Annotated in this window: 22 protein-coding genes; 17 read left to right on the plus strand and 5 right to left on the minus strand. The window is 71.6% G+C overall.

Going from position 1 to position 25518, the window contains the following annotated elements; translation table 11 throughout:
* The first annotated feature begins 42 nt into the window (after positions 1-42).
* Positions 43-1521: a cytochrome P450 gene (locus tag KV100_RS15380; protein WP_220343994.1), complete on the plus strand. Its 1479-nt coding sequence runs from the start codon at positions 43-45 to the stop codon at positions 1519-1521.
* On the opposite strand, the gene KV100_RS15385 is transcribed toward KV100_RS15380, so the two are convergent.
* The 3 genes from KV100_RS15385 to KV100_RS15395 form a co-directional block, all read right to left on the minus strand.
* Positions 1430-2362 carry a DUF808 domain-containing protein gene (locus KV100_RS15385; protein ID WP_220343995.1) on the minus strand — a complete coding sequence of 311 codons (933 nt, stop codon included), beginning with the start codon at positions 2360-2362 and terminating at the stop codon, positions 1430-1432. The genes KV100_RS15380 and KV100_RS15385 overlap by 92 nt on opposite strands.
* Positions 2363-2468: 106 nt before the next feature.
* Positions 2469-3155 carry a DUF998 domain-containing protein gene (locus KV100_RS15390; RefSeq protein WP_220343996.1) on the minus strand — a complete coding sequence of 229 codons (687 nt, stop codon included), beginning with the start codon at positions 3153-3155 and terminating at the stop codon, positions 2469-2471.
* Positions 3152-4459, minus strand: coding sequence for an LssY C-terminal domain-containing protein (locus KV100_RS15395; protein WP_220343997.1), 1308 nt, complete (start codon positions 4457-4459; stop codon positions 3152-3154). The genes KV100_RS15390 and KV100_RS15395 overlap by 4 nt, the downstream gene beginning before the upstream one ends.
* Positions 4460-4517: 58 nt before the next feature.
* On the opposite strand from KV100_RS15395, the gene KV100_RS15400 reads away from it, so the two are divergent.
* From KV100_RS15400 to KV100_RS15425, 6 genes are all read left to right on the plus strand, one after another.
* The gene (locus tag KV100_RS15400; RefSeq protein ID WP_220343998.1) at positions 4518-5405 is read left to right on the plus strand and encodes a hypothetical protein; all 888 of its coding nucleotides are present in this window, start codon (positions 4518-4520) and stop codon (positions 5403-5405) included.
* Positions 5402-8767 (plus strand): bifunctional lysylphosphatidylglycerol synthetase/lysine--tRNA ligase LysX, encoded by a 3366-nt coding sequence (lysX, locus tag KV100_RS15405; protein WP_220343999.1) that lies wholly within the window; start codon positions 5402-5404, stop codon positions 8765-8767. The genes KV100_RS15400 and lysX overlap by 4 nt, the downstream gene beginning before the upstream one ends.
* Before the next feature lie 13 nt (positions 8768-8780).
* Entirely contained in the window at positions 8781-10226 is a 1446-nt protein-coding gene (locus KV100_RS15410; RefSeq protein WP_220344000.1) for a basic amino acid/polyamine antiporter, read from the plus strand.
* A gap of 75 nt (positions 10227-10301) precedes the next feature.
* Entirely contained in the window at positions 10302-11687 is a 1386-nt protein-coding gene (locus tag KV100_RS15415; protein ID WP_220344001.1) for an AAA family ATPase, read from the plus strand.
* A complete protein-coding gene (locus tag KV100_RS15420) occupies positions 11684-13702 on the plus strand; it encodes a VWA domain-containing protein (RefSeq protein ID WP_220344002.1) in 2019 nt (672 codons plus the stop codon). Before KV100_RS15415 ends, KV100_RS15420 begins: the two co-directional genes overlap by 4 nt.
* Before the next feature lie 25 nt (positions 13703-13727).
* Positions 13728-14282 carry a DinB family protein gene (locus KV100_RS15425; RefSeq protein ID WP_308290323.1) on the plus strand — a complete coding sequence of 185 codons (555 nt, stop codon included), beginning with the start codon at positions 13728-13730 and terminating at the stop codon, positions 14280-14282.
* An 8-nt stretch (positions 14283-14290) separates the two neighbouring features.
* Here the strand turns inward: KV100_RS15425 and KV100_RS15430 are convergent, their stop codons facing one another.
* Entirely contained in the window at positions 14291-15040 is a 750-nt protein-coding gene (locus KV100_RS15430) for an IclR family transcriptional regulator (RefSeq protein ID WP_220344003.1), read from the minus strand.
* Positions 15041-15120: 80 nt separating this feature from the next.
* On the opposite strand from KV100_RS15430, the gene hutH reads away from it, so the two are divergent.
* From hutH to KV100_RS15460, 6 genes are read left to right on the plus strand one after another with little or no spacing between them, the layout of a single operon-like run.
* Entirely contained in the window at positions 15121-16725 is a 1605-nt protein-coding gene (gene hutH / locus KV100_RS15435) for a histidine ammonia-lyase (protein ID WP_220344004.1), read from the plus strand.
* Positions 16722-18395: a urocanate hydratase gene (gene hutU, locus KV100_RS15440; RefSeq protein ID WP_220344005.1), complete on the plus strand. Its 1674-nt coding sequence runs from the start codon at positions 16722-16724 to the stop codon at positions 18393-18395. The genes hutH and hutU overlap by 4 nt, the downstream gene beginning before the upstream one ends.
* Positions 18396-18406: 11 nt before the next feature.
* The gene (locus KV100_RS15445) at positions 18407-19612 is read left to right on the plus strand and encodes an allantoate amidohydrolase (protein ID WP_220344697.1); all 1206 of its coding nucleotides are present in this window, start codon (positions 18407-18409) and stop codon (positions 19610-19612) included.
* Positions 19609-20748, plus strand: a complete 1140-nt coding sequence (locus KV100_RS15450) for a formimidoylglutamate deiminase (protein WP_308291459.1) — start codon at positions 19609-19611, stop codon at positions 20746-20748. The genes KV100_RS15445 and KV100_RS15450 overlap by 4 nt, the downstream gene beginning before the upstream one ends.
* Positions 20745-21887, plus strand: coding sequence for an imidazolonepropionase (hutI, locus tag KV100_RS15455; RefSeq protein WP_220344006.1), 1143 nt, complete (start codon positions 20745-20747; stop codon positions 21885-21887). The genes KV100_RS15450 and hutI overlap by 4 nt, the downstream gene beginning before the upstream one ends.
* Positions 21888-21913: 26 nt before the next feature.
* Complete coding sequence (locus KV100_RS15460) at positions 21914-22645, plus strand: class I SAM-dependent methyltransferase (RefSeq protein WP_220344007.1); 732 nt, start codon at positions 21914-21916, stop codon at positions 22643-22645.
* Here the strand turns inward: KV100_RS15460 and KV100_RS15465 are convergent.
* A complete protein-coding gene (locus tag KV100_RS15465; protein WP_220344008.1) occupies positions 22642-23082 on the minus strand; it encodes a DUF2000 domain-containing protein in 441 nt (146 codons plus the stop codon). The two genes, KV100_RS15460 and KV100_RS15465, sit on opposite strands and share 4 nt — an antisense overlap.
* A gap of 49 nt (positions 23083-23131) precedes the next feature.
* On the opposite strand from KV100_RS15465, the gene KV100_RS15470 reads away from it, so the two are divergent.
* From KV100_RS15470 to KV100_RS15485, 4 genes are all read left to right on the plus strand, one after another.
* Positions 23132-23923, plus strand: a complete 792-nt coding sequence (locus KV100_RS15470) for an AraC family transcriptional regulator (protein ID WP_220344009.1) — start codon at positions 23132-23134, stop codon at positions 23921-23923.
* A 94-nt stretch (positions 23924-24017) separates the two neighbouring features.
* The gene (locus KV100_RS15475) at positions 24018-24155 is read left to right on the plus strand and encodes a hypothetical protein (protein WP_220344010.1); all 138 of its coding nucleotides are present in this window, start codon (positions 24018-24020) and stop codon (positions 24153-24155) included.
* Positions 24156-24199: 44 nt separating this feature from the next.
* The gene (gene ligD / locus KV100_RS15480) at positions 24200-25153 is read left to right on the plus strand and encodes a non-homologous end-joining DNA ligase (protein WP_220344011.1); all 954 of its coding nucleotides are present in this window, start codon (positions 24200-24202) and stop codon (positions 25151-25153) included.
* 55 nt (positions 25154-25208) lie between these two features.
* The gene (locus KV100_RS15485; protein ID WP_220344012.1) at positions 25209-25475 is read left to right on the plus strand and encodes a hypothetical protein; all 267 of its coding nucleotides are present in this window, start codon (positions 25209-25211) and stop codon (positions 25473-25475) included.
* Positions 25476-25518: the final 43 nt, after the last annotated feature.

Below are 25518 nucleotides of genomic sequence, written 5' to 3' on the forward strand. Positions count from 1 at the left end.
GAGGCCCAGTCTTGCTGAACCGACGTGCAACAAGGAGTCTCGATGCGCAATGCCTGGTCCGGCCACACGTTCCCGCACCCTGCCGGACGGCGACGCTGGATGAAGGACGCCAGCAGCATGGATCCCGACCGCCCGGTCCAGTACATCCTCGAGCACCACCGCCACCTCGGACCGATCTTCGAGATCGTTGTCTTCGGACAGAAGTTCGTCTTCGTGACCGACGCGGAGCTGGCGGCCGAGCTCAACGACGAGTCGCGCTTCGCCAAGGCGAACTCTCCGGCGCTCGACGGCCTGCGCGGGATCGCCGGTGACGGCCTCTTCACCGCCTACAACGAGGAGCCCAACTGGCAGCTCGCCCACGACCTCCTCGTCCCCGCGTTCACCAAGCAGGCCATGCAGCGCTACCACCCGGTGATGGCCGAGACGCTCGACGAGCTCTTCACCGTGTGGGACGCGGGGACGGGGCGCGTCGACGCCTCCGCGGACATGACTCGACTGACGCTGGAGACGATCGGACGCACGGGGTTCAGCCAGGCCTTCGGGTCGTTCACCACGACCGAGCTCCACCCGTTCGTCGAGGGGATGGTGACCGCGCTGACCATCGGGCGCCGCAAGGGAGTCATCGGCGCGCTGCCGGCAGCGAAGCTGCTGGAACGACGCCTGGACCGCCAGCACGCCGAGCAGCTCGACTACGTCAACCGGTTCCTCGACGACATCGTCGTCGCCCGCCGCCGGGCGCCGACCAGCGGCGGCGACGACCTGCTCGGCATCATGCTCGATCAGGCTCATCCCGAGACCGGGGCGCGGCTCAGCGACGAGAACATCCGCTACCAGATCCTCACGTTCCTCGTCGCCGGCCACGAGACGACGTCCGGGGCGCTGTCGTTCGCGCTGTACTACCTGGTGCGCCATCCCGAGGCGCTCGCGAAGGTGCAGGCGGAGACCGATGCGATCCTCGGCCCCGACCCCGACGCCACCCCCTCGTACGAGCAGGTTGCGCGCTTCCGCTACATCCGCAAGGTGCTCGACGAGGCGTTGCGGCTGTGGCCGACCGCCCCCGGCTATGCGCGCACCCCTCGCGAGACGACGACGCTGGGCGGTCGCTGGACGATGACCCCCGGCGACTGGGCCCTCGTGTTCCTGCCCCTCGTCCAGCGCGACCCGGCCGTATGGGGGGAGACGGCGGACGCCTTCGACCCCGACCGCCCGAGGCCGCCGCGGCTCGCGAGCACGGCCAAGCCCTTCGGGACGGGGGAGCGGGCGTGCATCGGGCGCCAGTTCGCGGTGCACGAGGCGACGATGGCGCTGGCGCGCATCCTGCACCGCTACGACGTCACGGGCGACCCGGCGTACGAGCTGCGCATCGACGAGCGCCTCACCCTCATGCCGCAGGGGATGGAGCTGACGCTGTCGCGGCGTACGCCCGGTCTCAGCGCGCCCGGCGGCGCGGCACCAGGTGGGATGCCGCGACCACGATCGCGCCCACCAGGACACCCAGCAGTGCCGAAGCCGTCGTATTGACGATCCACGGAAGCGCGCCGCCCAGGCTCGGCACGGCGTCGTGCACGATCTCCTCCAGGTGGTGGACCAGGTCGTACGGCGCGTGCCACCCGAGCTCGTCGATCCCGACGAGGAGGATGTGGCCACCGACCCAGAGCATCGCGACCACACCGACGACGGAGAGCGTCGCGAGGACGACGGGCATCGCCTTGACGAGGAACCGACCGACAGCACGGGCAGCCGCGGAGCTGCGCGCGGCGAGGGAGAGGCCGATGTCGTCCATCTTCACGATGACGGCGACGACTCCGTAGACGAGCGCGGTGATGCCGAGCGCGACGACGGCCAGGATGACCGCCCGCGACAGGAGAGGCTCGTCGGCGACCTCGTTGAGAGCGATCACCATGATCTCCGCGGAGAGGATCAGGTCGGTCCGGACGGCACCGCTCACGACACGACCCTCCGCCTCGGCGCCCTGCGACGACGCGGGAGCCTCCGGGGGGTGGTGCCCCGAGACCTTCTCCCAGAGCTTCTCCGCACCCTCATAGCACAGATAGGTGCCGCCGAGCATGAGGATCGGTGTGAGCAGCCACGGCGCGAACTGGCTCAGCAGCAGCGCGAGAGGAAGGATGAAGACGAACTTGTTGCGCAGCGAGCCGATCGCGATCTTCTTGATGATCGCCAGCTCGCGCTCGGGGCGCAGTCCGTGGACGTACCTCGGCGTGACGGCGGCGTCGTCGACGACGACCCCGGCGGCCTTGGTGCTCGCACGCGCCGCTGCGGCTCCGACGTCGTCGACGGAGGCGGCTGCCAGTCGGGCGAGCGCGGCGATGTCGTCGAGGAGAGCCGCGAGGCCGGCGCTCACGCGCGGGGCCCTGTCGGTGGACGGTGCATGGTCACCGGCACAGCGTACGGCCCCGTCCGTCGAGGGTGGATGACGGGCAGGTCGCTGCCGCCTGGCTCGTTCGGCGTCAGTCCGGCTCGCCGCCGCGTGCGCCCTCACGTCGTGCGACAGCGCGCCGGTTTGCGAGTCCGTCGGTCGCGGCGAGGACGGCGAGGCAGACGATCCAGACGCTCATGGCCACGATCTGGAACCGCTGGGCGACCCCTGACTCCCACGAGGAGGGGTCCAGCAGGGCGAATCCTCCGAAGAGCAGGATTCCTACGATGCCGCCGATCCAGAACGTGAGCCAGGCGGCGCGGCGAACCCAGTGGCGACGGTCTGCAACCGCAAGGGCCACCGCGACGGCGCCGAGGAACAAGGCGGCGGCGGAGACCACGCTGGCTCCGTCGTGGACGAGGCGCTGGAGCTCGTCGACGGTGCTCTTACAGACGGCGTCCGTGTCGCACGGCAGAGGGACGACGGCCGCGACGATGCTCCCGACCGCGAAGACCGCGGTGAGCCACAGGGCGGCCCGACGCCAGCGTCCTGGCGGCAGGGCCGCGCGGATACCGGGGAGCAGGACAAGGACGAGCACGCCGCAGATCACGTCGGTGATCCGGATGAGGTCGGCCATCGGCGTTCCGGAGGCGGCGAGGTCGCTCACGACCGTGAACCAGTCGTGGTTCTGGGAGAAGATCGCGTCGAACAGAAAGTTCGAGTAGAGGAAACCCGCGACGACGCCGATCCCGACCAGCAGGATGCGCTCGCCCCTCACGCCGGGAGCCTCGTCCTCGTCGTCACGGTGGGCTGCCGGGCGTGCGTCGCGTAGTCGCGGGCGCGGTGGCTGGACAGGGCGAGGATCACCAGGATGTTGACGCCGACGGTGGGCAGATGTGTGAGGGCGAACTGGTCGGGGCGGCCGTCGGACCCCAGGGACGTCACGATCGTCACCACGACGCAGATCGACATCAGGAGGAGACGGGCCGTGTTGCTGCCACGCAGCACGCCGACGGCGAGGGCGAGGTCGACGAGGCCCGAGACCGCGAGGACTGTGCTGACAGGCAGCACGACTCCACGCACGTCGCGCGTCGCGATGTCGGTGCCGAGCAGATCGAGACCGGCCGACACCGACGCGGGAGAGACCAGCAGCAGCACGAACAGCACGACGTAGCTGATCGAGCGTGCTGCGGCCACACCGGCGCCGAACACGGTCGGAGCTGGGAGGCGGCGGCGGCTGTCGGTGTGGGTCGGCAGATCCTGGTCGACGACCTCCACGCGACTGACGTCGACCACCGGCAGGTCGCCGTCGGTCTCGACCACGTCACCGCCTCCGTTGCGGGAGTGGTAGCCGCTGGAGAAGTGGTCGATGACCGAGACGTCGACCGCGGGGACGGCGCGCGTCACACTCGAGACGACGAAGTCGCGCTCGACGTCGACGTGGGCGTCGATCTTGTGCGTCACCTGGAGCGTGAACGTCGACAACCCCACCCTCCGGTCGTACGTCGCGGCGGCCAGCCAGTCCACCGCGAACCCGCCGGGAAGCATCCATCCCTCCGGGCACCGCCAGAACCTCACGTGGTGCCGTCGCGACGGGCTTCCCGCGACCTCCCTCTCGTAGGCGAAGTCCTGCTGGCGGTCGAAGAGGACCAACGGGCTCACCGGAGCCTCGGGATAGCTGCGTCGACTCAGGGTCGAGGTGACGATACGGCGGCCCGCGCGGAAGTCGAGATCGTCGGCGCGGACCCACTCGGCGGTCGACATCACCTTGTGCAGCTGTGCCTCGCGCCCGCGCCAGGCGAGGTTGACCGGGTCTCCGATCCGGCCGTCACTGGTGCGGGCCTGCCCGATGAAGTAGTCCGGCAGATAGATGTGCGTGAAGATCCGGTGCAGTCGCGGAAGCAGGAGATAGGCGACGAACACCCAGAACACGACCAGCAGCAGAGTCTGCCCCGGCCGTACACCGTCCACGAGCAGCAGGTACGCGAACCACCCGGCGGCAACCGCCGAGAAGGCGAGGAACATCCCGTCCAACGCATCCATGACGGAGGTACGGCGGAATAGTCGAGGCGTCCTCCCCATGGGGCCAGTGTCGTCCAGGAACCGTGCCGCCGCCCGTGAAGTCCGCTACCTTCACGGGGTGATATGGGGCCTTCTGGGGGCATTCGGTGCGTCGGCCTGCTACGGCGTTGCCTCGGTGCTGCAGGCGCTCGCGGCGCGCCGTACGGAGGCCGCTGCAGGGCTCGACCCTCGGCTCCTCCTACGCCTCGCCAGGTCCTGGCGCTATCTCCTCGGCGTCGGGCTCGACGGGCTCGGGTGGCTGCTCTCGCTGGTCGCCGTCCTGTCGCTCCCGCTCTTCGTGGTCCAGTCGATCGTCGCCAGCTTCCTCGCGGTCACCGCTGTCCTGGGCGCGATCGTGCTGCACATGCCGCTGAACCGCACCGACAAGGTGGCGCTCGTCGTCGTCCTCGGAGGGCTCGTCCTGGTCGGGCTCTCGGCGACCGAAGACCGCAGCGTCGACGTGAGCGACGTCGAGCGGTGGGGTGTGCTCGTCGCGGCGGTCGCGCTCGGGGTCGTCGCGGTGCCGCTCGCACGTCTCGCCGGACCCGCGGGGGCGGTGGGGCTCGGCGCGGTCGCCGGTCTGGAGTACGGCGCGACCTCGGTGGCCGCACGCATGCTGCCCGAGACCGTGACGCTCGAGGATCTGCCGGGGGACCTGCGGCTCCTCCTGCTCGAGCCCGCTGCGTACGCGCTGGTGGTCGCCGGCGCGATCGCCATGCTGACCTACTCGACCGCACTCCAGCGCGGCACCGTCACCCAGGCCACCGGCCCGCTGGTCGTCGGTGAGACCGTCGCGCCTGCCGTGGTCGGCGTCGTGCTGCTCGGCGACCAGACACGTCCGGGGTGGGAGTGGGCCGCCGTCGTCGGGTTCACGCTCGCCGTCGCCGGTGCCGTCGGTCTTGCTCGCCACGGTGACGTCTCGGCGGACGACCGTGGCGTGCACCCGAAGGAAGGAGCGTCCGCATGAGCCGCGTCGGACAACGTCGCGGCACGGCCGCCGCCGACGAACGGGAGAGGCGCTCGATCGCCGTCCTCCACCGCCCGCGCGACGACCGGTGGCCCGACGTCTTCGCCGCGGTGATGTTCGGGTTCGCGACGGTCGTGCTGATCGCCTCGGTCGTCCCTTCGTGGCGACGCTACTTCTCGGAGGACAACGACCCCGTGTCGCTGCTGACGATCCCGATCGTGCCGAGCATCGTCTATGCCGCGCTGCTCGTCGTGACGGCGGTGGCCCTCCGCCGTCGGCTGCGCGCAGCCTGGTGGTTCGTGGTCGTGTGGTGGCTCCTGGTGCCCGAGATCGGCCGCGTCGTGACGCTCGTCGACGACGGTCCGAGCGTCCCCGTGGTCGGAGGCATCGCCATCACCGCCGCCGCCATCGTGGTCGCGTGGGTGGCCCGGCCGCAGTTCACCGCGCGCCGGGTGCCCGGCAGCGTGAGTCTCGCCGCCGGATGCCTCCTCGTCGGGGGTGCGGTGGTCGTCCTCGGTGGAGCGGCCCTCGTCTTCCGAGTCGGCGAGGCGCCGACCTTCGAGGATGCCGTCCAGTACGTCTGGAACGGCATGCTGGCTGACGTCGGCCGGGTCGCAGGCGAGTCGACGGTGTCTGCGCCGCTCTGGCTCCGCGCCCTCGTCGGCCTCACCGGTGCCGCGGTGGTGCTGCTCTCCGTCCAGCTGCTGTTCCGGCCGCCTCGGTCCAGCCGTGTGCTCGACGTCGCCGACGAGGCCCGGGTGCGGACGTTGCTGCGCGACTACGGCGACGAGGACTCGCTGGGCTACTTCGCCACCCGACGCGACAAGGCAGTCGTCTGGGACACCGAGAAGGCCGCCGACGCCAGTGCCGGCGTGTCGTACCGGGGAGTCGGCTCGGTCAGCCTGGCGAGCGGCAATCCCGTCGGGGACCCTGCTCGGTGGGACGCCGCCATCGCCCGGTGGCGCGACGCGGCGCGTGCGAGCGGACTCTCGCTCGCCGTCATGGGCGCGGGGGAGAAGGGCGCCGCGGCGTACGCGAAGGCCGGTCTCATCGCGCTCGACATCGGCGACGAGGCGGTGGTCGACCTGCAGTCGTTCTCGCTCAACGGTCCGGGGATGAAGGACGTACGCCAGTCGGTGGGCCGGATCCAGCGGCACGGCTACACCGCGACGATCGTCCGGCACTCCAGCCTGACGCCCGACGACTTCGCCGCGCTCGAGCGGGTCGCTGCCGACTGGCGTGGCGACGGCGGTGACGAGCGAGGCTTCTCGATGGCGCTCGGGCGCCTCGGGGACCCGCTGGACGGCCACTGCCTCCTGGTCCGGGCGGAGGACGCCGACGGAGCGCTGCGCGGCTTCCTCAGCTTCGTGCCCTGGGGGCGTGGCGGGCTGTCGCTCGACCTGATGCGCCGCGACCCGTCGGCCGAGAACGGGCTGGTCGAGCTCATGGTGACCTCGCTCGCCGAGCACGCCGTCGAGTTCAGCGCGGGCCGGGTCTCACTGAACTTCGCGATGTTCCGTGAGGCCTTCGAGCGCGGAGCCCAGATCGGAGCGGGGCCGGTCGCCCGGCTCTGGCGACAGGCGCTGCTGATCGCCAGCCACCGGTGGCAGCTCGAGTCGCTCTACCGGTCGAACGCCAAGTACCAACCGTCCTGGCAGCCGCGCTACATGTGCTTCGAGTACGCCTCGGACCTGCCGCGCGTCGGGACCGCGGCGGGGAGCGCAGAGGGGTTCCTCATCCGCCCGTCGCTGTCGCGGTTGCTCCGCCGCAGCGACGATGACGACGCGTTCGACACCGCCGGCGAGTCCCACGCGGCCGCCGTCCTCGCGCTGATGCCGCCGGAGCCCGACCCGGTCGCCGAGGCCTTGTCGACCGAGCGCCTCCCCGAGCAGATGCGCGTACGGCGAGCGAAGCTCGACCGTCTGCGCGCGAAGGGGATCGACCCCTATCCCGTGGTCGCTCCCCGCACGCACACGCTGGCGCAGGTCGTGGAGGAGGCCGGGACCCTGCCGCCCGACACGGAGACGGGTCTCCACGTCTCCGTCACCGGCCGGGTGCTCCTCAAGCGCAAGCTCGGCGGGCTGGGGTTCGCGACGCTGCGCGACGGGAGCGGCGACCTGCAGGTGATGGTCGACGCCTCGGAGGTCCCGGCGCCGACGTACGACCTCTGGCGTCATGAGATCGACCTCGGCGACCAGGTCAGCGTCACCGGCAGGGTCGTCACCACGCGGCGTGGGGAGCTGTCGGTGCGGGCGGAGGACCTTCTCATCACGAGCAAGGCGCTGCGTCCGCTCCCGGACAAGTACAAGGGCCTCACCGACCCCGAGGCCCGGGTACGGAACCGCTACGTCGACCTGATCGTGCGGCCGGCGGCACGAGACCTCGCCTACACCCGGTCGACGATCGTGCGCAGCGTCCGTGACTCGTTGCAGGCTCGTGGTTTCGTCGAGGTCGAGACGCCGGTCCTGGAGCTGGTGCACGGTGGGGCCAACGCGCGACCGTTCGAGACGCACCTGAACGCCTACGACCTCGACCTCTATCTCCGGATCGCGACCGAGCTCCATCTCAAGCGGCTCCTGGTCGGCGGCATGGAGAAGGTCTTCGAGGTCGGACGGCAGTTCCGCAACGAGGGCGTCGACTTCAAGCACAACCCGGAGTTCACCTCGCTCGAGGTCTACGAGACCTACGGCGACTACACCACGATGCGCGTCCTGACCCAGGAGCTGATCCAGGAGGCTGCCACGGCGGTCTACGGGTCGCCGCTGGCACGGCGCACGGGCAAGGACGGGAAGCGGGTCGAGATCGACCTCTCGGGCGACTGGCCGGCGAAGTCGGTCTGCGAGGCGGTGTCGGAGAAGCTCGGTGAAGAGATCACGCCCGACACGCCGGTCTCAGCACTGCTGCGCCACGCCGAGGCGCTCGGGCTCGACGTCGACCCGGAGGCGCACTGGGGCCCGGTGCTGGAGGACATCTACGAGGAGCTCTGCGAGAGCAGGACGACCACGCCGGTGTTCTACACCGACTTCCCGAAGGAGAACGCGCCACTGACCCGGGAGCACCGGGTCGATCCGCGCCTGGCGGAGAAGTGGGACCTGGTGATGTTCGCCGCCGAGCAGGGGACGGCGTACTCGGAGCTCATCGATCCCGTCGACCAGCGGAAGAGGCTCGTCGCCCAGTCGTTGCGCGCGGCCGCCGGTGACCCGGAGGCGATGCAGGTCGACGAGGACTTCCTGCGAGCCCTCGAGTACGGGATGCCTCCCACCGGCGGCATGGGCCTGGGGATCGACCGCCTGGTCATGAATCTGACCGGCCTGTCGATCCGAGACACGATCCTGTTCCCCCTCGTCCGTCCAGACGCCTGACGGGGTGGCGGGGATGGTGACGCGCGAGGCCGCTCCCGGGCTGCAGAAGGTCTCGGTCCTCACCCTGACCGGGCTGGTCGTCGGCTCGATGGTGGGGGGCGGGGTCTTCACCCTGCCGCAGGAGTTCGGGACGGCCGCGGGGGTGATCGCCGCGGTGATCGCGTGGACCATCGCGGGCACGGGGATGATGATGCTCGCCTTCGTGTTCCAGTCGCTCGCGGTCCGGCGGCCCGACCTCGACACCGGCATGTACAGCTATGCCGAGGCCGGGTTCGGCTCCTACCTCGGGTTCAATGCCGCGTTCGGCTACTGGGCGAGCAACGTCGCCGGGAACGTCTTCTTCATGGTGCTGACCATGGCGACCCTCGGAGAGTTCTTCCCGTCGCTCGGGGACGGCACCACCGTGCTGGCCGTCGCCGTGGCGTCGGTGGTCGTGTGGGTCTTCCACGCCTTGATCGCGCAAGGCGTGCGGCAGGCGGCCGTGATCAACCGGGTGGTCACGGCGGCCAAGCTCGTGCCCATCCTGACCTTCGTCGTGGTTGTCGCGCTCGCCTTCGATCCCACGGTCTTCGCCGACAACCTCTGGGGCGGTAGGACGCACACCGCCGGTGCGGTCTTCGAGCAGGTCAAGAGCACGATGCTGGTGACGACGTTCGTCTTCCTCGGGGTCGAGGGGGCGAGCGTCTACTCGCGGCTGGCACGCCGCCGGGGCGATGTCGGGCGGGCGACCGTGACGGGTCTTCTCTCCGTCCTGGGGATCTTCGTGGCCGTCACCATGGTCTCGTACGGGGTGCTTCCCCGCGGCGAGCTCGCCGACGCGCGCCAACCCTCGATGGGCGCCGTGCTGGAGTCGGTCGTGGGCGGCTGGGGGGCGACATTCGTCAGCGTCGGTGTCGTCGTGTCGGTCCAGGGCGCCTTCCTGGCCTGGACCCTGATCAGCGCCGAGATCCTCTACACGCCGGCCCGTGACCAGGTGATGCCACGCTTCCTCGCCCGCACCAACGAGCACGCGACGCCGATCCTCGCGCTGCTCGTGACCAACCTGGCGGTCCAGGCGCTGCTGCTCGTGTCGTTGGTGATCGAGAACGCGCTGAGCTTCATGCTCAAGCTCGACACCGCGCTCGTCCTCATCCCGTACCTCCTGGCGGCCGCCTACGCGCTCAAGCTCACGGTGACCCGCGAGACCTACGGTGCGCAGGACGAGCCCGTCCGGCGACGGCAGCAGCGGATCGCCGTGCTCGCCGTGCTCTATGCGCTGTTCCTCCTCTACGCGGCGGGCGTCGAGTACCTCCTGATGGCGTGCATCGTCTACGCGCCCGGAGTGGTCCTCTACGTGGTGGCGCGTCGAGAGCAGCACCAGCGGCTGTTCACCCGTGCCGAGGCCCTGTGCTGCGCGGTGCTCGTCGCAGCGGCCGGGGTAGGCGTCGTCCTGGTTGCGACGGGGGAGCTCCGGCTCTGACGCGCTGGGCCTCGTCCGTCTGCGCTCAGCGAAACGTCGTCGGTGGATCCTGGGGTCCCGGACTAGCGTGGAGACGTGAACGCCTCTCCTTCCACCGTCGGTGAGCTGCGCGCCGCCGGCCACGTCCAGAAGTCCGTCCGCGAGGAGGTCCGTGACAACCTCCTCGCCGCGCTCGGCGAGGGGCGCGACCCGTGGCCCGGTCTGCACGGTCTCGAGGACACGGTGCTCCCTCAGCTCGAGCGCGCGCTCATCGCCGGGCACGACGTCGTCCTGCTCGGTGAGCGTGGACAGGGCAAGACCCGCCTTCTGCGGACGCTGGTCGGCCTGCTCGACGAGTGGACCCCGGTCATCGACGGGTCAGAGCTCGGCGAGCATCCGTACGACCCCATCACCCCGCTCTCCCGCCGGCGGGCCGCCGAGCTGGGCGACGCGCTGCCGGTCGCCTGGCGGCACCGCGACGAGCGGTACGCCGAGAAGCTCGCGACCCCCGACACGAGCGTCGCCGACCTGATCGGCGACGTCGACCCCATGAAGGTGGCCGAGGGCCGGTCGCTCGGCGACCCGGAGACCATCCACTTCGGCCTCGTCCCGCGCTCGCACCGCGGCGTCGTCGCGATCAACGAGCTTCCCGACCTGGCGGAGCGGATCCAGGTCGCGATGCTCAACGTGATGGAGGAGCGCGACGTGCAGATCCGCGGCTATGTGGTGCGCCTGCCGCTCGACGTCCTCGTGCTGGCCACCGCCAACCCTGAGGACTACACCAACCGCGGACGCATCATCACGCCCTTGAAGGATCGCTTCGGCGCGGAGATCCGTACCCACTACCCGCTCGAGCTCGAGGACGAGATCGCCGTCGTCAAGCAGGAGGCGCATCTCGTCGCGACGGTTCCCGACTTCCTCCTGGAGATCCTGGCCCGTTTCACCCGGTCGTTGCGCGAGTCGAACGCCATCGACCAGCGGTCGGGGGTCTCGGCCCGGTTCTCGATCGCCGGCGCTGAGACCGTCGCGGCGTCGGCGCTGCACCGCGCGACGATCCAGGGAGAGGCCACCGCGGTCGCCCGCGTGGTCGACCTCGAGACGGCCGTCGACGTGCTCGGCGGCAAGATCGAGTTCGAGACCGGCGAGGAGGGTCGTGAGCGGGAGATCCTGGACCACGTCCTCCGGACGGCGACGGCGGAGACCGTGCGGCACCGCCTGCGCGGCATCGACTTCGCCCTCCTGGTCGAGGCGTTCGCGGCCGGTGCGACCGTGATGACAGGTGAGCAGGTCGCGGCCTCGGACGTCTTGGCGGGCCTGCCGGTCCTCGGTGAGTCGGAGCTGTACGACGAGGTGATGGATCGCCTGGGGGCGGCGGCCGACGACGGAGAGCGGGCGAGCGCGATGGAGCTGGCCCTCGAAGGGCTGTTCCTCGCCCGCCGGATCGGGAAGGACTCCGCCGGAGGCGAGACGGTGTACGGATGACCAGGCGCGGCAGCTCGTACGGGCGTTACACCGGCGGAGACCCGCTGGCGCCCCCGGTGGACCTCGGGGAGGCGCTCGACGCCATCGGTGAGGACGTCATGGCGGGGTCGTCGCCGGAGCGTGCGGTGCGCGAGGTGTTGCGGCGCGGCACGAACGGTCAGGCCGGGCTCGACGACCTGGCGCGACGTGTCGCCCAGCGCCGACGTGACCTCCTCGACCGCCACGACCTCGACGGCACGCTGCGTGAGGCGCGTGAGCTCCTCGACCGTGCGGTTCTCGAGGAGCGCAAGCAGCTCGCTCGCGACCTGGACGACGACGCCCGGTTCGCGGAGATGCGGATCCAGGACCTGCCGCCGTCCACCGCAGCGGCGGTCTCGGAGCTCTCGGACTACCAGTGGCGCAGCACGCAGGCGCGCGAGGACTACGAGCGGATCAAGGACCTGCTCGGTCGTGAGCTCCTCGATCAGCACTTCGCCGGCATGAAGCAGGCGCTCGAGAGCGCGACCGACGAGGACCGCGCCCGGGTCGCGCAGATGATCGGCGATCTCAACGACCTCCTCGCGGCGCACCGTCGCGGTGAGGACACCGACGACCAGTTCGCCGAGTTCATGGAGCGCCACGGCGACTTCTTCCCGGAGAACCCGGAGACGGTCGAGGAGCTGATCGACTCGCTGGCCGCGCGGGCGGCTGCCGCGCAGCGGATGCTCGGCTCGATGACTGCGGAGCAGCGCGAGGAGCTGATGGCGCTGTCAGCGAACGCCTTCGGCAGCCCCGACCTCCAGGAGGCGCTCGGGCAGCTCGACGCCAACCTCCAGGCGCTACGGCCCGGCGAGGACTGGTCGGGCTCCGAGGAGTTCGGCGGCGACCAGGGCCTCGGGCTCGGGGACGGCACCGGCGTCCTGCAGGAGATCGCCGCTCTGGACGCGCTCGGCGAGCAGCTGTCGCAGGCCTACCCGGGGGCGCGGATGAGTGACATCGACCTCGATGCGCTGGAGCGGCACCTCGGTGGGGAGGCGGCGGTCGACGCGCGCACGCTCACCGACCTCGAGCGGGCGCTGCGTGACAGCGGCGCCCTCAAGCGGGGGACCGACGGCGCTCTGCGGCTGTCGCCCAAGGCGATCCGTCAGCTCGGGAAGTCGCTCCTGCGCGACGTCTCCCAGCGGATGTCGGGTCGCCAGGGTGCCCGCGACGTACGCCGGGCCGGCGCCGCGGGCGAGATGTCGGGGGCGACGCGCGAGTGGGCGTTCGGCGACACCGAGCCGTGGGACGTCACGCGCACTGTGACCAACGCCGTCGCCCGGACGGCGTCCGAGGGCCGCGACCCACGCGGCGGCGTTCGCCTCGACATCGGTGACGTCGAGGTCAGCGAGACCGAGGCGCGGACGCAGGCGGCGGTGGCGCTGCTCGTCGACACGTCCTTCTCGATGGCGATGGACGGCCGCTGGGTGCCGATGAAGCGGACGGCGCTCGCTCTCCACACGTTGATCCAGAGCCGGTTCCGCGGCGACCACCTGCAGCTGGTCGGCTTCGGGCCGTACGCCGAGGTGATGGAGATCGACCAGCTCACCGCGCTCGACGCCAAGTGGGACAAGGGCACCAACCTGCACCACGCGCTGATGCTCGCGAGCCGCCACTTCCGCAAGCACCCCAACGCCCAGCCCGTGCTGCTGATCGTGACCGACGGCGAGCCGACGTCGCACCTGGAGCAGGACGGCGAGGTCTTCTTCTCGTACCCGCCGGCAACACGGACGGTGGCGGTGACCGTCAAGGCGCTCGACGACGTCGGCCGCTTCGGGGCCCAGACGACGTTCTTCCGGCTCGGGGACGACCCCGGCCTCGCGAGGTTCATCGAGCAGATGGCGCGTCGCGTCGACGGGCGAGTCGTCGCGCCCGAGCTCGACGACCTCGGCGTCGCGGTCGTGGACAGCTATCTCGGATCGCGCGGCAGCTCGTCGTACGACGGTGGCTCGTACGGAGGATGGTTCGGGGGGCGTGGCTACTGGGTCGACGAGTAGGCCGTCGACCGTGGAGACTGTCGGGGTGAGCAACCAACGACAGTCTCCGGACATGTGGATGGACAGGCAGGACGACCCTCGCGAGAGCGACTCCCTGCCCGTCGGCGAGCGGGCGACGTTGCTCGAATACCTCCGGGTCTACCGGCTGACGCTGCCGATGAAGTGTGAGGGGCTCGACGCCGAGCAGATGGCGCGCCGGTCGGTCCCCCCGTCGTCGATGTCGCTGCTCGGTCTGGTCCGGCACATGGCTGACGTGGAGCGGACGTGGTTCCGGCAGGTCCTCGCCGGTGAGGACGTGCCGCGTCACTACCGCACGGCGGAGGACCGCGACGCGGACTTCAACGGTGCGGTCGCCGACGAGGAGGTCGTGGCCGACGCGTGGCGGCGGTGGGAGGACGAGGTCAACTACGCGGAGACGTTCGTCGAGGCGGCCGACGATCTCGGTGTGATCGCGCGCAACACCGAGCGTGGCGAGATCGCGCTGCGGGAGGTGCTGGTGCACATGATCGAGGAGTACGCCAGGCATATCGGCCACGCCGATCTGCTCCGCGAGTGCATCGACGGCCGCACGGGCCAGTAGGACGTCGCTCAGCGTGCGTGGAGACGGCGGTCGAGGGTGTCGGCGGTGGCGCGCACGGCGGTGACGACCGCGCCGTCGGACACCTCCGCCGCCGACTCCCAGGTGACGGCGACCGCGGCACGGACGGAGGGGCCGGTGAGCGCGACGGCGACGGACCGAAACCCTGGCGTCACCTCGCCGTCCTCCGTGGCGTGGCCCCGTCGGCGGGTCGTGCCGAGGAGGTTGCGCAGCTGGGTCGGCGTGCGCGGGCCGACGTCGGTACGGCTGACGAACGCCGACGCGTCGGGATAGAGCGCACGGACCTGCGGGCGCGCCAGGGTCGCGAGGATCGCCCGTCCGGACGCGGTCAGGTGCGCCGGCAGCCGTACGCCGACGTCGGTCACCAGCGACGGCCGACCCCGAGCGCGCTCCTCGAGGACGTACAGGACGTCCGACCCGTGGAGCACGGCGAGATGCGCCGACTGGCCGAGCGCGTCGACCAGCCGTGCCAGCGGGACGCGGGCCAGGCGGGCGAGCGGCTCCTGCTGGGCGAAGGCGAGCCCGACCTCCCACGCGCCGATCCCGAGCCCCCACGTGCGGTCGTCGGGGTAGTGGACGACGAAGTCCTCCTCCGCCATCGCGGCGAGCAGATGGTAGGCCGACGAACGGGGGAGCCCGATCTCGGCGGCGATCCGGCTGGCAGGGAGGGGCACGGGCTGGCCCGACAGGAAGCGCAGCACGCGCAGGGTGGCGGTGGCGGCCGGGACCGGACGAGTCACCTCGCCAGTGTCTCGTATCCGAGACGTCGGTGTGCGTGACGCCGTAGCGGCCGCCTGCCGTCGCCCCGTGCAATGGACCCATGCGCACCGTCATCGTCGGTCCCGGGCCGCTCGCACCCGGGGAGGTCGTCGCCGTGGCCCGCGAGGGAGCCCGCGCGGTGCTGTCCGAGGACGCCCGCACGGCGATCAAGACCGCCCGTACCCATGTGGAGGCGCTCGCCGCGTCCGACGAGCCGGTCTACGGCGTCTCGACCGGCTTCGGCGCTCTCGCCACGCGGCACATCCCGGCCGACCGGCGTACGCAGCTCCAGCGCAGCCTGATCCGCTCCCACGCGGCCGGCACAGGACCGCGGGTCGAGGACGAGGTCGTCCGGGCGCTCATGCTCCTGCGTCTCTCGACCATGGCCACCGGCCGGACCGGTGTCCGGCTCGAGACCGCGGACGCGTACGCCGCACTCCTGAACGCCCACCTGACCCCGGTCGTCCGCGAGTACGGCAGCCTCGGCTGCTCGGGCGACCTCGCGCCCCTCGCGCACTGCGCGCTGGCCGTCACGGGAGAGGGCGAGGTGGTGGACCGCAGCACGGGCGACGGTGCCGTACGCCCTGCGGCCGAGGCGCTCCGCGACCACGGGCTCACCCCGGTCGTCCTCGCCGAGAAGGAGGGCCTCGCCCTCATCAACGGCACCGACGGGATGCTCGGCATGCTCGTCCTTGCGCTGCACGACCTGCGGATGCTGCTCGACACCGCCGACCTCGCTGCGGCGATGAGCGTCGAGGGCCAGCTCGGGACCGACCGGGTCTTCGCCAAGGAGCTGATGGCCCTGCGGCCGCATCCGGGTCAGGCGACGTCGGCAGCGCACCTCCGAGCGCTGTTGGCCGGCTCGGAGATCGTGGCGAGCCACCGGCACGGCGACGGCGTGGTCCAGGACGCGTACTCGTTGCGCTGCACCCCTCAGGTCCACGGCGCTGCTCGTGACACCGTCGACCACGCGGAGAGCGTGGCGCAGCGCGAGCTCGCGTCGGCGATCGACAACCCGTCGGTGCTGCCGGACGGGACGGTCTCGTCGCACGGCAACTTCCACGGCGCGCCTCTCGCCTACGTCCTCGACTTCCTGGCGATCGCGGTCGCGGACGTCGCGGGCATCAGCGAGCGGCGTACGGACCGGTTCCTCGACGTGGCGCGCAGCCGCGGGCTGCCCCCCTTCCTCGCCGACGACCCCGGCGTCGACTCCGGGGCGATGATCGCGCAGTACACGCAGGCCGCCCTGGTCGCCGAGCTCAAGCGCCTCGCCGTACCGGCCAGCGTCGACTCGATCCCGTCCAGCGCCATGCAGGAGGACCACGTCTCGCTGGGGTGGTCGGCGGCGCGCAAGCTCCGCCGGTCGCTGGACGCCCTCACGCGCGTCCTCGCGATCGAGGTCATGGTGGCGGCACGCGGCCTCGACCTGCGCGCGCCGCTCGCCCCGGCCGCGTCGACCGGCGCCGCGGTCGGGCTGCTGCGCGAGCACGTCCCCGGGCCCGGTCCCGACCGCTTCCTCGCCCCCGAGATCGACGCGGCGGTGGCCCTCGTACGCAGCGGCGCGCTCCGTCCCCGATTTGTGCAGCTGGTCACGGAATCCGGTACCGAAAACCCTGATGACGTGCACACATCGGGGACGGGACCGACACAGGAGGCACCACGATGAGCACGCACCCACCCGTACGGGCGGCCCGAGGGACCACCCTCACCGCCCGCTCGTGGCAGACCGAGGCTCCGCTGCGGATGCTCATGAACAACCTCGACCCCGACGTCGCCGAGCGCCCGGAGGACCTCGTCGTCTACGGCGGTACGGGACGCGCCGCCCGGAGCTGGGCGGCGTACGACGCGATCGTGGACGCCCTGCGCACCCTCGCCGACGACGAGACGCTGCTGGTGCAGTCCGGCAAGCCCGTGGGCGTGTTCCGTACCCACGCGTGGGCACCGCGCGTCCTCATCGCCAACTCCAACCTCGTCGGTGACTGGGCGACCTGGCCGGAGTTCCGGCGGCTCGAGGCCGAAGGGCTCACGATGTACGGCCAGATGACCGCGGGCTCGTGGATCTACATCGGGACCCAGGGCATCCTCCAGGGCACGTACGAGACGTTCGGCGCCGTGGCGCGCACGCTCCACGCGTCCGGCCGGCTCGATCAGCCCAGCCTCGCCGGGACCCTGACCCTGACCGCGGGTTGCGGCGGCATGGGAGGCGCCCAGCCCCTCGCGGTCACCATGAACGAGGGCGTGGCGCTCGTGGTCGACGTGGACGAGTCGCGGCTCGCGCGGCGGGTCGAGCACGGCTACCTCGACGAGCACACCCGTGACCTCGACGAGGCGGTCGAGCGCGTCCTCGCCGCCAAGAAGGACCGCCTCCCGCTCTCGGTCGGGGTGGTCGGCAACGCCGCCACGGTGTTCCCCGAGTTGCTCGCCCGCGGTGTCGCCATCGACGTGGTCACCGACCAGACCAGTGCGCACGACCCCTTGAGCTATCTCCCCGAGGGGGTCTCCGTCGCCGACTGGAGGACGCTGGAAGACCGCGACCCCGAGGAGTTCACCTGCCGCGCCCGCGCATCGATGGCCCGCCACGTCGAGGCCATGGTCGGCTTCATGGACGCCGGTGCCGAGGTCTTCGACTACGGAAACTCGATCCGTGAGGAGGCGAGGCTCGGCGGGTACGACCGTGCGTTCGCCTTCCCGGGCTTCGTCCCTGCCTACATCCGCCCGTTGTTCTGCGAGGGCAAGGGACCGTTCCGGTGGGCCGCGCTGTCCGGCGACCCGGCCGACATCGCCGCGACCGACCGCGCGGTCCTCGACCTCTTTCCTGAGGACGAGCACCTCCGCCGCTGGATCACCCGGGCGGGGGAGAAGGTGCACTTCGAGGGGCTGCCGGCCAGGATCTGCTGGCTCGGGTACGGCGAGCGTCATCGCGCCGGACTGCGGTTCAACGAGATGGTCGCCTCCGGGGAGCTCACGGCTCCGGTCGTGATCGGACGCGACCATCTCGACTCCGGCTCGGTCGCTTCTCCGTACCGCGAGACCGAGTCGATGGCCGACGGCTCGGACGCGATCGCGGACTGGCCGCTGCTCAACGCCCTGCTCAACACCGCCTCGGGCGCGACCTGGGTGTCGCTGCACCACGGGGGCGGTGTCGGCATCGGGCGCTCGATCCACGCCGGTCAGGTCGTCGTCGCCGACGGGACCAGCCTCGCCGCCGAGAAGATCGAACGCGTCCTCACCAACGATCCTGGGACGGGCGTGATGCGGCACGTCGACGCCGGGTACGACCGGGCGCGCGAGGTGGCGCACGAGCGCGGCGTGCGCATCCCGATGGAGGAGGGGTGAAGGCGGTGAGCATGCTCGCCGCGATCGAGCGCATCGGCCGCGACCGTCGCACGGGAGGCTACCGCCGCTTCGCGTGGAACGACGCGGACATGGAGCTGCGCGAGTGGTTCGCCGGCGAGGCGGCGGCGCGCGGCATGGCGTGCGAGGAGGACGGCAACGGCAACCAGGTCGCCTGGTTAGGGGCTGGCGCCAGCGGAGGAGAGGGCGCCAGCGGGGGAGAGGGCGCGGACGCCCTGCTCCTCGGGTCGCACCTGGACTCCGTGCCCGACGGCGGCGCGTACGACGGGCCTCTCGGCGTCGTGTCCTCCTTCGCGGCGCTCGACCAGCTGCGACGGGACGGCTTCGTCCCGTCGCGGCCGATCGCCGTGGCCTGCTTCGCCGACGAGGAGGGCGCACGCTTCGGGGTCGCCTGCGCCGGTTCGCGCCTCGCAGCGGGGACCCTCGCGCCGGAGAAGGCCCTGGCGCTCACCGACGTCGACGGCTGCACGCTGGCCGAGGTGATGAGGGCGCGTGGCCGCGACCCGCGCAGGGTCGGCCGCAGCGCGTGGCTGGACCGTGTCGGTGCCTTCGTCGAGCTCCACGTCGAGCAGGGCCGCGCGCTGGTCCACTCCGGCGACGCCGTCGGCGTGGCGACGGCGATCTGGCCGCACGGGCGCTGGCGCCTCGACTTCTCCGGTCGCGCCGACCATGCCGGGACCACCCCGATGGAGGACCGGCGCGACCCGATGCCCGCGTACGCCGCCACCGTCGTCGCGGCGACCGCGCGCGCCGTCGACGCCCAGGCGCGGGCGACCTTCGGAAGGGTCGTCGTCGAGCCGGGCGGGGCCAACGCCGTGCCGTCGCGCGTGTCGGGCTGGCTCGACGCCCGCGCGCCGGACGACGGCGCCCTCGCGCGGCTGATCGACACCGTCCTCGTCGATGCTCGCGCGGCGGCGGCGCAGGCCCGCGTGGGACTGGGGGTCACCGTGGAGTCCGCGAGCCCCGCGGTCGGGTTCGACACGGCGCTGCGCGAGAGGCTCGCCGCGGTGCTCGCGGCGCCGTCGTTGCCGACGGGCGCCGGCCACGACGCGGGCGTACTGAGCCGCGTGGTCCCCACCGCCATGCTCTTCGTGCGCAACCCCACCGGCGTCTCGCACTCGCCGGACGAGCACGCCGACGACGCCGACTGCGCGGCCGGGGTCGACGCCCTGGCGACCGTGGTGCGGGAGCTCGCGTGACCACCTTCCCCGGCCTCGCCAACTGCCACAGCCACGTCTTCCACCGCGCCCTGCGCGGTCGCGAGGTCGGCGGTGCGACGTTCTGGGGATGGCGCGAGCGGATGTACGCCGTCGCGTCCGTGCTCCACCCCGACCTCCTCCACGACCTCGCCGTGGCGACCTACGCGGAGATGCGGCTGGCGGGGATCGGTGCCGTCGGCGAGTTCCACTACCTCCACCACGGCCCTGACGGCACCCCCTACGACGACCCGAACGCGATGGGCGAGGCCGTGGTCGCCGCCGCTCGCGACGTCGGCCTTCGCATCTGCCTCCTCGACACCTGCTATCTCACGGCCGGGTTCGGGGTGCCGGTCGAGGGAGTCCAGCACCGCTTCTGCGACGGAGACGCCGACGCGTGGGCGTCGCGGGTCGACGACCTCGCCCGTCGCCACGCAGGTGCGGACGACGTCGTGGTCGGTACGGCGCTGCACTCCGTACGCGCGGTGCCCGTCGAGGCGCTCGCCACGGTCGCGCAGGCCCTCCCCGACGCCCCGCTGCACGTGCACGTCTCGGAGCAGCCGCGGGAGAACGACGACTGCGTCACGGCCACCGGACGTACCCCGGTGGCCCTGCTCGCCGAGGCGGGGGTGTTGTCGCCGCGGACCACGGCCGTGCACGCCACGCATCTCACCGACGACGACGTCGCGGCCCTCGGTGACGCACAGGCGTACGTCTGCCTCTGCCCCACCACCGAGGCCGAGCTCGCCGACGGCGTCGGGCCGTCGACGCGGTTGCGCGAGGCAGGCGCGCGCCTGACGCTCGGCTCGGACAGCAACACGGTGATCGACGTGTTCGCGGAGGCGAGGGCGGTGGAGATGCACCAGCGGCTGGTGAGCGGGCGGCGAGGGTGGTGGACCGCCGAGGAGCTCGGCGAGGCCGCGACCCGGACCGGCTACGCATCCCTGGGCCTGCCGCCCGAGCTCGCGGACGCCGACGCGATCAGGCTGCGCGACTCCGTACGCCTGTCCGGTGTGTCCGAGCCCCTGTGGGCCGCGACCGCGGCGGACGTGGAGCCGCCCACGAGCCTCCCGTACGACGAGGCGGACGTGGCGGAGATGATGCGACGCGCGGTCGCCACGATCTGGGAGCGCGCGTGACCAGCCTCCTGCTGACCGACATCGGCGAGCTGGTCACGTGGGACGACGACCGCCCGGTCCGTCGTGACGCCGCGCTCGTCGTGGACGACGGAAGCATCGCCTGGGTCGGCGAGGCCGCCGAGGCGCCGCCGGCCGACGACGTGGTGGACGTCGACGGGGGCACGGTCGTCCCCGGGTTCGTCGACTCCCACAGCCACCTCGTCTTCGCCGGCGACCGGGCTGCGGAGTTCGAGGCTCGGATGGCGGGTCGGGCGTACACCGCGGGCGGGATTCGCGCGACGGTCGCGGCCACCCGCGAGGCCAGCGACCACACGCTCGACAGGCAGGTGCGCAGGCTGCTCGCCGAGATGCGCAGGCAGGGGACGACCACCGTCGAGATCAAGAGCGGGTACGGACTCACCGTCGACGACGAGGCGCGCTCCCTGGCGATCGCGGCCCGGCACACCGACGAGACGACGTACCTCGGCGCCCACGTGGTGCCGGAGGGGACGACCACCGAGTCCTACGTCGACCTCGTCACGGGGCCGATGCTCGACGCCTGTGCCCCGCACGCACGGTGGATCGACGTCTTCTGCGAGGAGGGTGCGTTCGACGCCGAGGCCTCGCGCACGGTCCTGAGGGCCGGGCACGAGGCGGGACTCGGGCTGCGCGTCCACGCCAACCAGCTGGGCCACGGCCGGGGCGTCCGGCTCGCCTGCGAGCTCGGTGCGGCGGCGGTGGACCACTGCACCTACCTGAGCGACGCCGACGTCGAGGCGCTCGCGTCCTCTGGCACAGTCGCGGGCCTGCTGCCGGGGGTCGAGTTCTCCACCCGTCACCCCTACCCCGACGCCCGGCGTCTGCTCGACGCCGGTGTCACCGTCGCGCTGGCCAGCGACTGCAACCCCGGCAGCAGCTTCACCTCGTCGATCCCTTTCTGCATCGCTCTGGCCGTCCGCGAGATGGGGATGACCCCGTACGAGGCACTCCGGGCCGCCACGCTCGGCGGCGCGGCCTCGCTTCGCCGCGACGACGTCGGACACCTGCGGCCCGGGGCCCGGGCCGACCTGGTCGTGCTGGACGCTCCGTCCGCCGTCCACCTGGCCTACCGGCCGGGCGTTCCTCTCGTCCGGCGGACCATCACGCCTTCGGCCGGGTGAGCCGCGTCGCCGCTACGGTGACCGCCATGGCAACGCGGCGGAAGCGGCCCTGGCTCATCAACACCTCGCGCGTCCGGCTCCGCCGGGTCAACCGGAGGTTTGCGAGGTCGACCCCTGCCGGTGCGCTGGTGCTCGACGCCGGTGCGGGACACGGGCCGTACCGGCGCCTGTTCTCCCACGCCCGTTACGAGGCGGCCGACTTCGCCCAGCTCAGCACGCGGTACACGCCGCTCGACTACGTCTGCACCCTGACCGACATCCCGGTCGAGGACGGACGCTTCGCGCGGATCCTGTGCAACCAGGTGCTCGAGCACCTGGACGCCCCTGCCGAGGCACTGGCGGAGCTCTACCGCGTTCTCGCGCCCGGCGGACGGATCCTGCTGTCGGCGCCGTTGTTCTACCCCGAGCACCAGGAGCCCTACGACTACTTCCGCTACACGCAGTTCGCGCTGCGCACGATGTTCAGGGACGCGGGCTTCACCGACGTGACGGTCTCGTGGCTCGAGGGCTACTTCGGCACGGTGGCATTCCAGCTCGAGCAGATGCACCGCCAGCTCCCGCGAGCACGGACGCTGACGCTGCGGCGGCGGGTCGTGCTCGGCCCGTTCCTCGCCGTGACCCGGGCGACGGCCTTCGTGCTCTCCGGCGTGTTCGCGCGCCTGGACCTGCGCTGGAAGTACACCGCGAGCGGGATGCCCAAGAACTACGTGGTGCGGGCTGCGAAGGCTGACGGTGGAGCCGGCTCCGCAGCCGTCTAGGGGTGGAGCCGTGCGCCTCTGACCGTCTTGTCCACGGCGTTGCGCGGTCCGTGGACGGCGACGCCGACGAGGTCGAGGGCCTCGGTCGGCACGGCACGCACCACCGCACGGTTCGCGTCGTCGTGGCCGGTGGCGAAGAGGTCCCGTGTGTAGATCGCCATCGGCAGCCCTCGTCGCAGGGCGGTGGCGTGGATGCGGCGCACGTCGTCGGACGTCGCGCTGAAGACGAGCATCGGTTGGCGCATCATCGGCAGGTACTGCCGGCCGTCGGCGTCCTCGTACGGCTCGCCGACCATGGCGTCGTCCCTGGTCGCGATGCCGCTGACCAGGAACGCGGTGACGTTGAGCTCCTGCCAGGGGAGGAGGTCGTCCCTCAGGACGATCGCGATCTTGGTGTCGAAACGGGTGGTGGGCGTCGGTTCCACGGCGGTCGTCATGCGCTCAGGATCGCTGCGTCCCGGCAGCGTGGTCTTGTACGTTCTTTGCATGGTCGACCGGGTCCGCGCGTGGCGACCCGACGTGCCGCACCTGCGGGAGGTGCTGCACGCCGAGTTCACCGAGCACGCCTACCCCAGTCACACCCACGGCGACTGGACGGTGCTCGTCGTCGACGACGGCGCCGTCTCGTACGACCTCGACCGGCACCCGCACACCGCCGAGCCGACGACGGTCACGCTGCTCCCACCTCACGTGCCCCACGACGGCCGCTCGGCGCGGCTCGGGACCGGTTTCCGCAAGCGCGTGCTCTATCTCGACGAGTCCTGGCTGCCCACCGGGGCGGTTGGCCACAGCGTCGACCACCCGACGGTGGCCCGTCCCGACGCGGCCCAGGGCGTCCAGGGCGTGCACCGCGCGCTCGCGGGCGGAGACGTCCTCGAGGTGGAGTCGTGGTTGGCGCGCCTCCACGACGTGCTCGGCGAGCACCTGCACGGACCCGCGCCGTCGACGGCACCCGACGCGCCGCTGGCACGCCGGCTGCGCGAGCTGCTCGACCAGGCGGTGGTCGCCGGCGTGACGCTCGACGAGGCCTCCCACCTCCTGGGCGCCCATCCGAGCCACCTCGTACGCGCCTTCTCCCAGGCCTACGGGATCGCTCCGCACCGCTACCTCACGAGTCGGCGGGTGGACCTGGCGCGTCGGCTCATCCTTGACGGCCACGCGGTCGCGGATGCTGCCCACCGGGCGGGGTTCCACGACCAGGCGCACCTGACCCGTCACTTCCGCAGGGTGCTCGGCACGACGCCGGGGGTCTTCGCTCGGAGCGTCGGACCGATCTGAGGCACCTCTGCGCCGGACTAGGGCATGAGCCCGATGTGGGCTGCTACCTCAGACGACGAGAGTCGAGGCATCAGGACGAGAGAAGGAGACCCTGATGTACATCGATCCCGAGTCCTCCGTCGTGACGGAGATGAAGCACCGCATCGAGCGGCTGTCGATCTCCGGAGACGACCGCCGTGCCGAGAGCGTCCGTGGCGCGAGTACCCTCCGCCGCCGCGGACGGCGCCACTGAGCGGCGCCGCCCGAGATCGCGTCGCCCGTGCGAGGATCGCTCGCATGGGCGACGCGATCGAGGTGGAGGTGGGGACCCGTGACGTCCGCATCTCGAACCCGGACCGCGTCTATTTCCCCGAGCGGGGAGAGACCAAGCTCGACCTCGTCAACTACTACCTGTCGGTCGGGGACGGCATCGTCAACGCCCTGCGCGAACGGCCCTGCATGCTGCACCGGTTTCCCAAGGGCGTCGCCGACAAGAAGGTGCACCAGAAGCGCGTCCCCGCCGGCGCCCCGCCGTGGTTGGAGACGGTGCGCGTGGAGTTCCCGCGCTACCACCGGCACGCCTACGAGCTGTGCGTCACCGAGCTCGCGAGCGTGGTCTGGGCCGTGCAGATGTCGACGGTGGAGTTCCACCCCTGGAACTCCCGCCGCGCCGACACCGAGAAGCCCGACGAGTGGCGCATCGACCTCGATCCGGGCCCGGAGTGCGACTTCGCCACCGTGCGCCGTGTCGCGCGCGTGAGCCACGAGATCCTGGAGGAGCTCGGCGCGGTCGGCTGGCCGAAGACGTCGGGTGGCGCGGGGATGCACGTCTACGTCCGGATCGCGCCCGACCACGGCTTCGCTGACGTCCGCCGCGCCGCGCTCGCCTTCGCACGCGAGGTCGAGCGACGCGTCCCCGACGACGTGACGACGACCTGGTGGCGAAAGGACCGCGACCCGGCCAAGCTGTTCGTCGACTACAACCAGAACACTCGTGACCACACGATCGCCGCGGCGTACTCCGTGCGCGGTGTCGCGGACGCACGGGTCTCGGGGCCGATCCGTTGGGACGAGGTCGACGATGTCGAGCCTGCCGACATGACGATCGCGACGATGCCCCGCCGGTTCGCCGAGCTCGGGGATCTGCACGCCGGCATCGACGACGCCGTGTTCTCGATCGAGCCGCTTCTCGAGTGGGCCGATCGCGACGAGGCCGAGGGTGCCGAGCTGCCGCCCGAGGAGGGTGGCTGAAGGCGCGAGACCGCGCTAGCGTCGAGGGTTCAAGTCAGCGATCGAGAGGAACCCCATGCGCAAGATCTCCCTTCTCCTCGCCGCAGGTGCGGGGTACGTGCTCGGCGCCAGGGCGGGCCGGGAGCGCTACGACCAGATCGTGGCGCAGGCCAAGAAGGTGATGGGTCGCGATCTGGGACGGGGTGGCCCTGGCACGTCGGGCGTGCGCTCCGCGGAAGACGACATCACCGGCACCTACTCGACCACGCCGAGCGGCAACCACGTGGACGTCGACGAGACGGTGGCCTGGACCACCTCGACCGACACGTCCGGACGCCGCTGAGGCTGGCGGTCGCAGAGTTGGGCAGGGCCCGTCACCGGCGTCG

Origin of the sequence: Mumia sp. zg.B21, assembly GCF_019550855.1 — a bacterium.
GTDB lineage: Bacteria > Actinomycetota > Actinomycetes > Propionibacteriales > Nocardioidaceae > Mumia.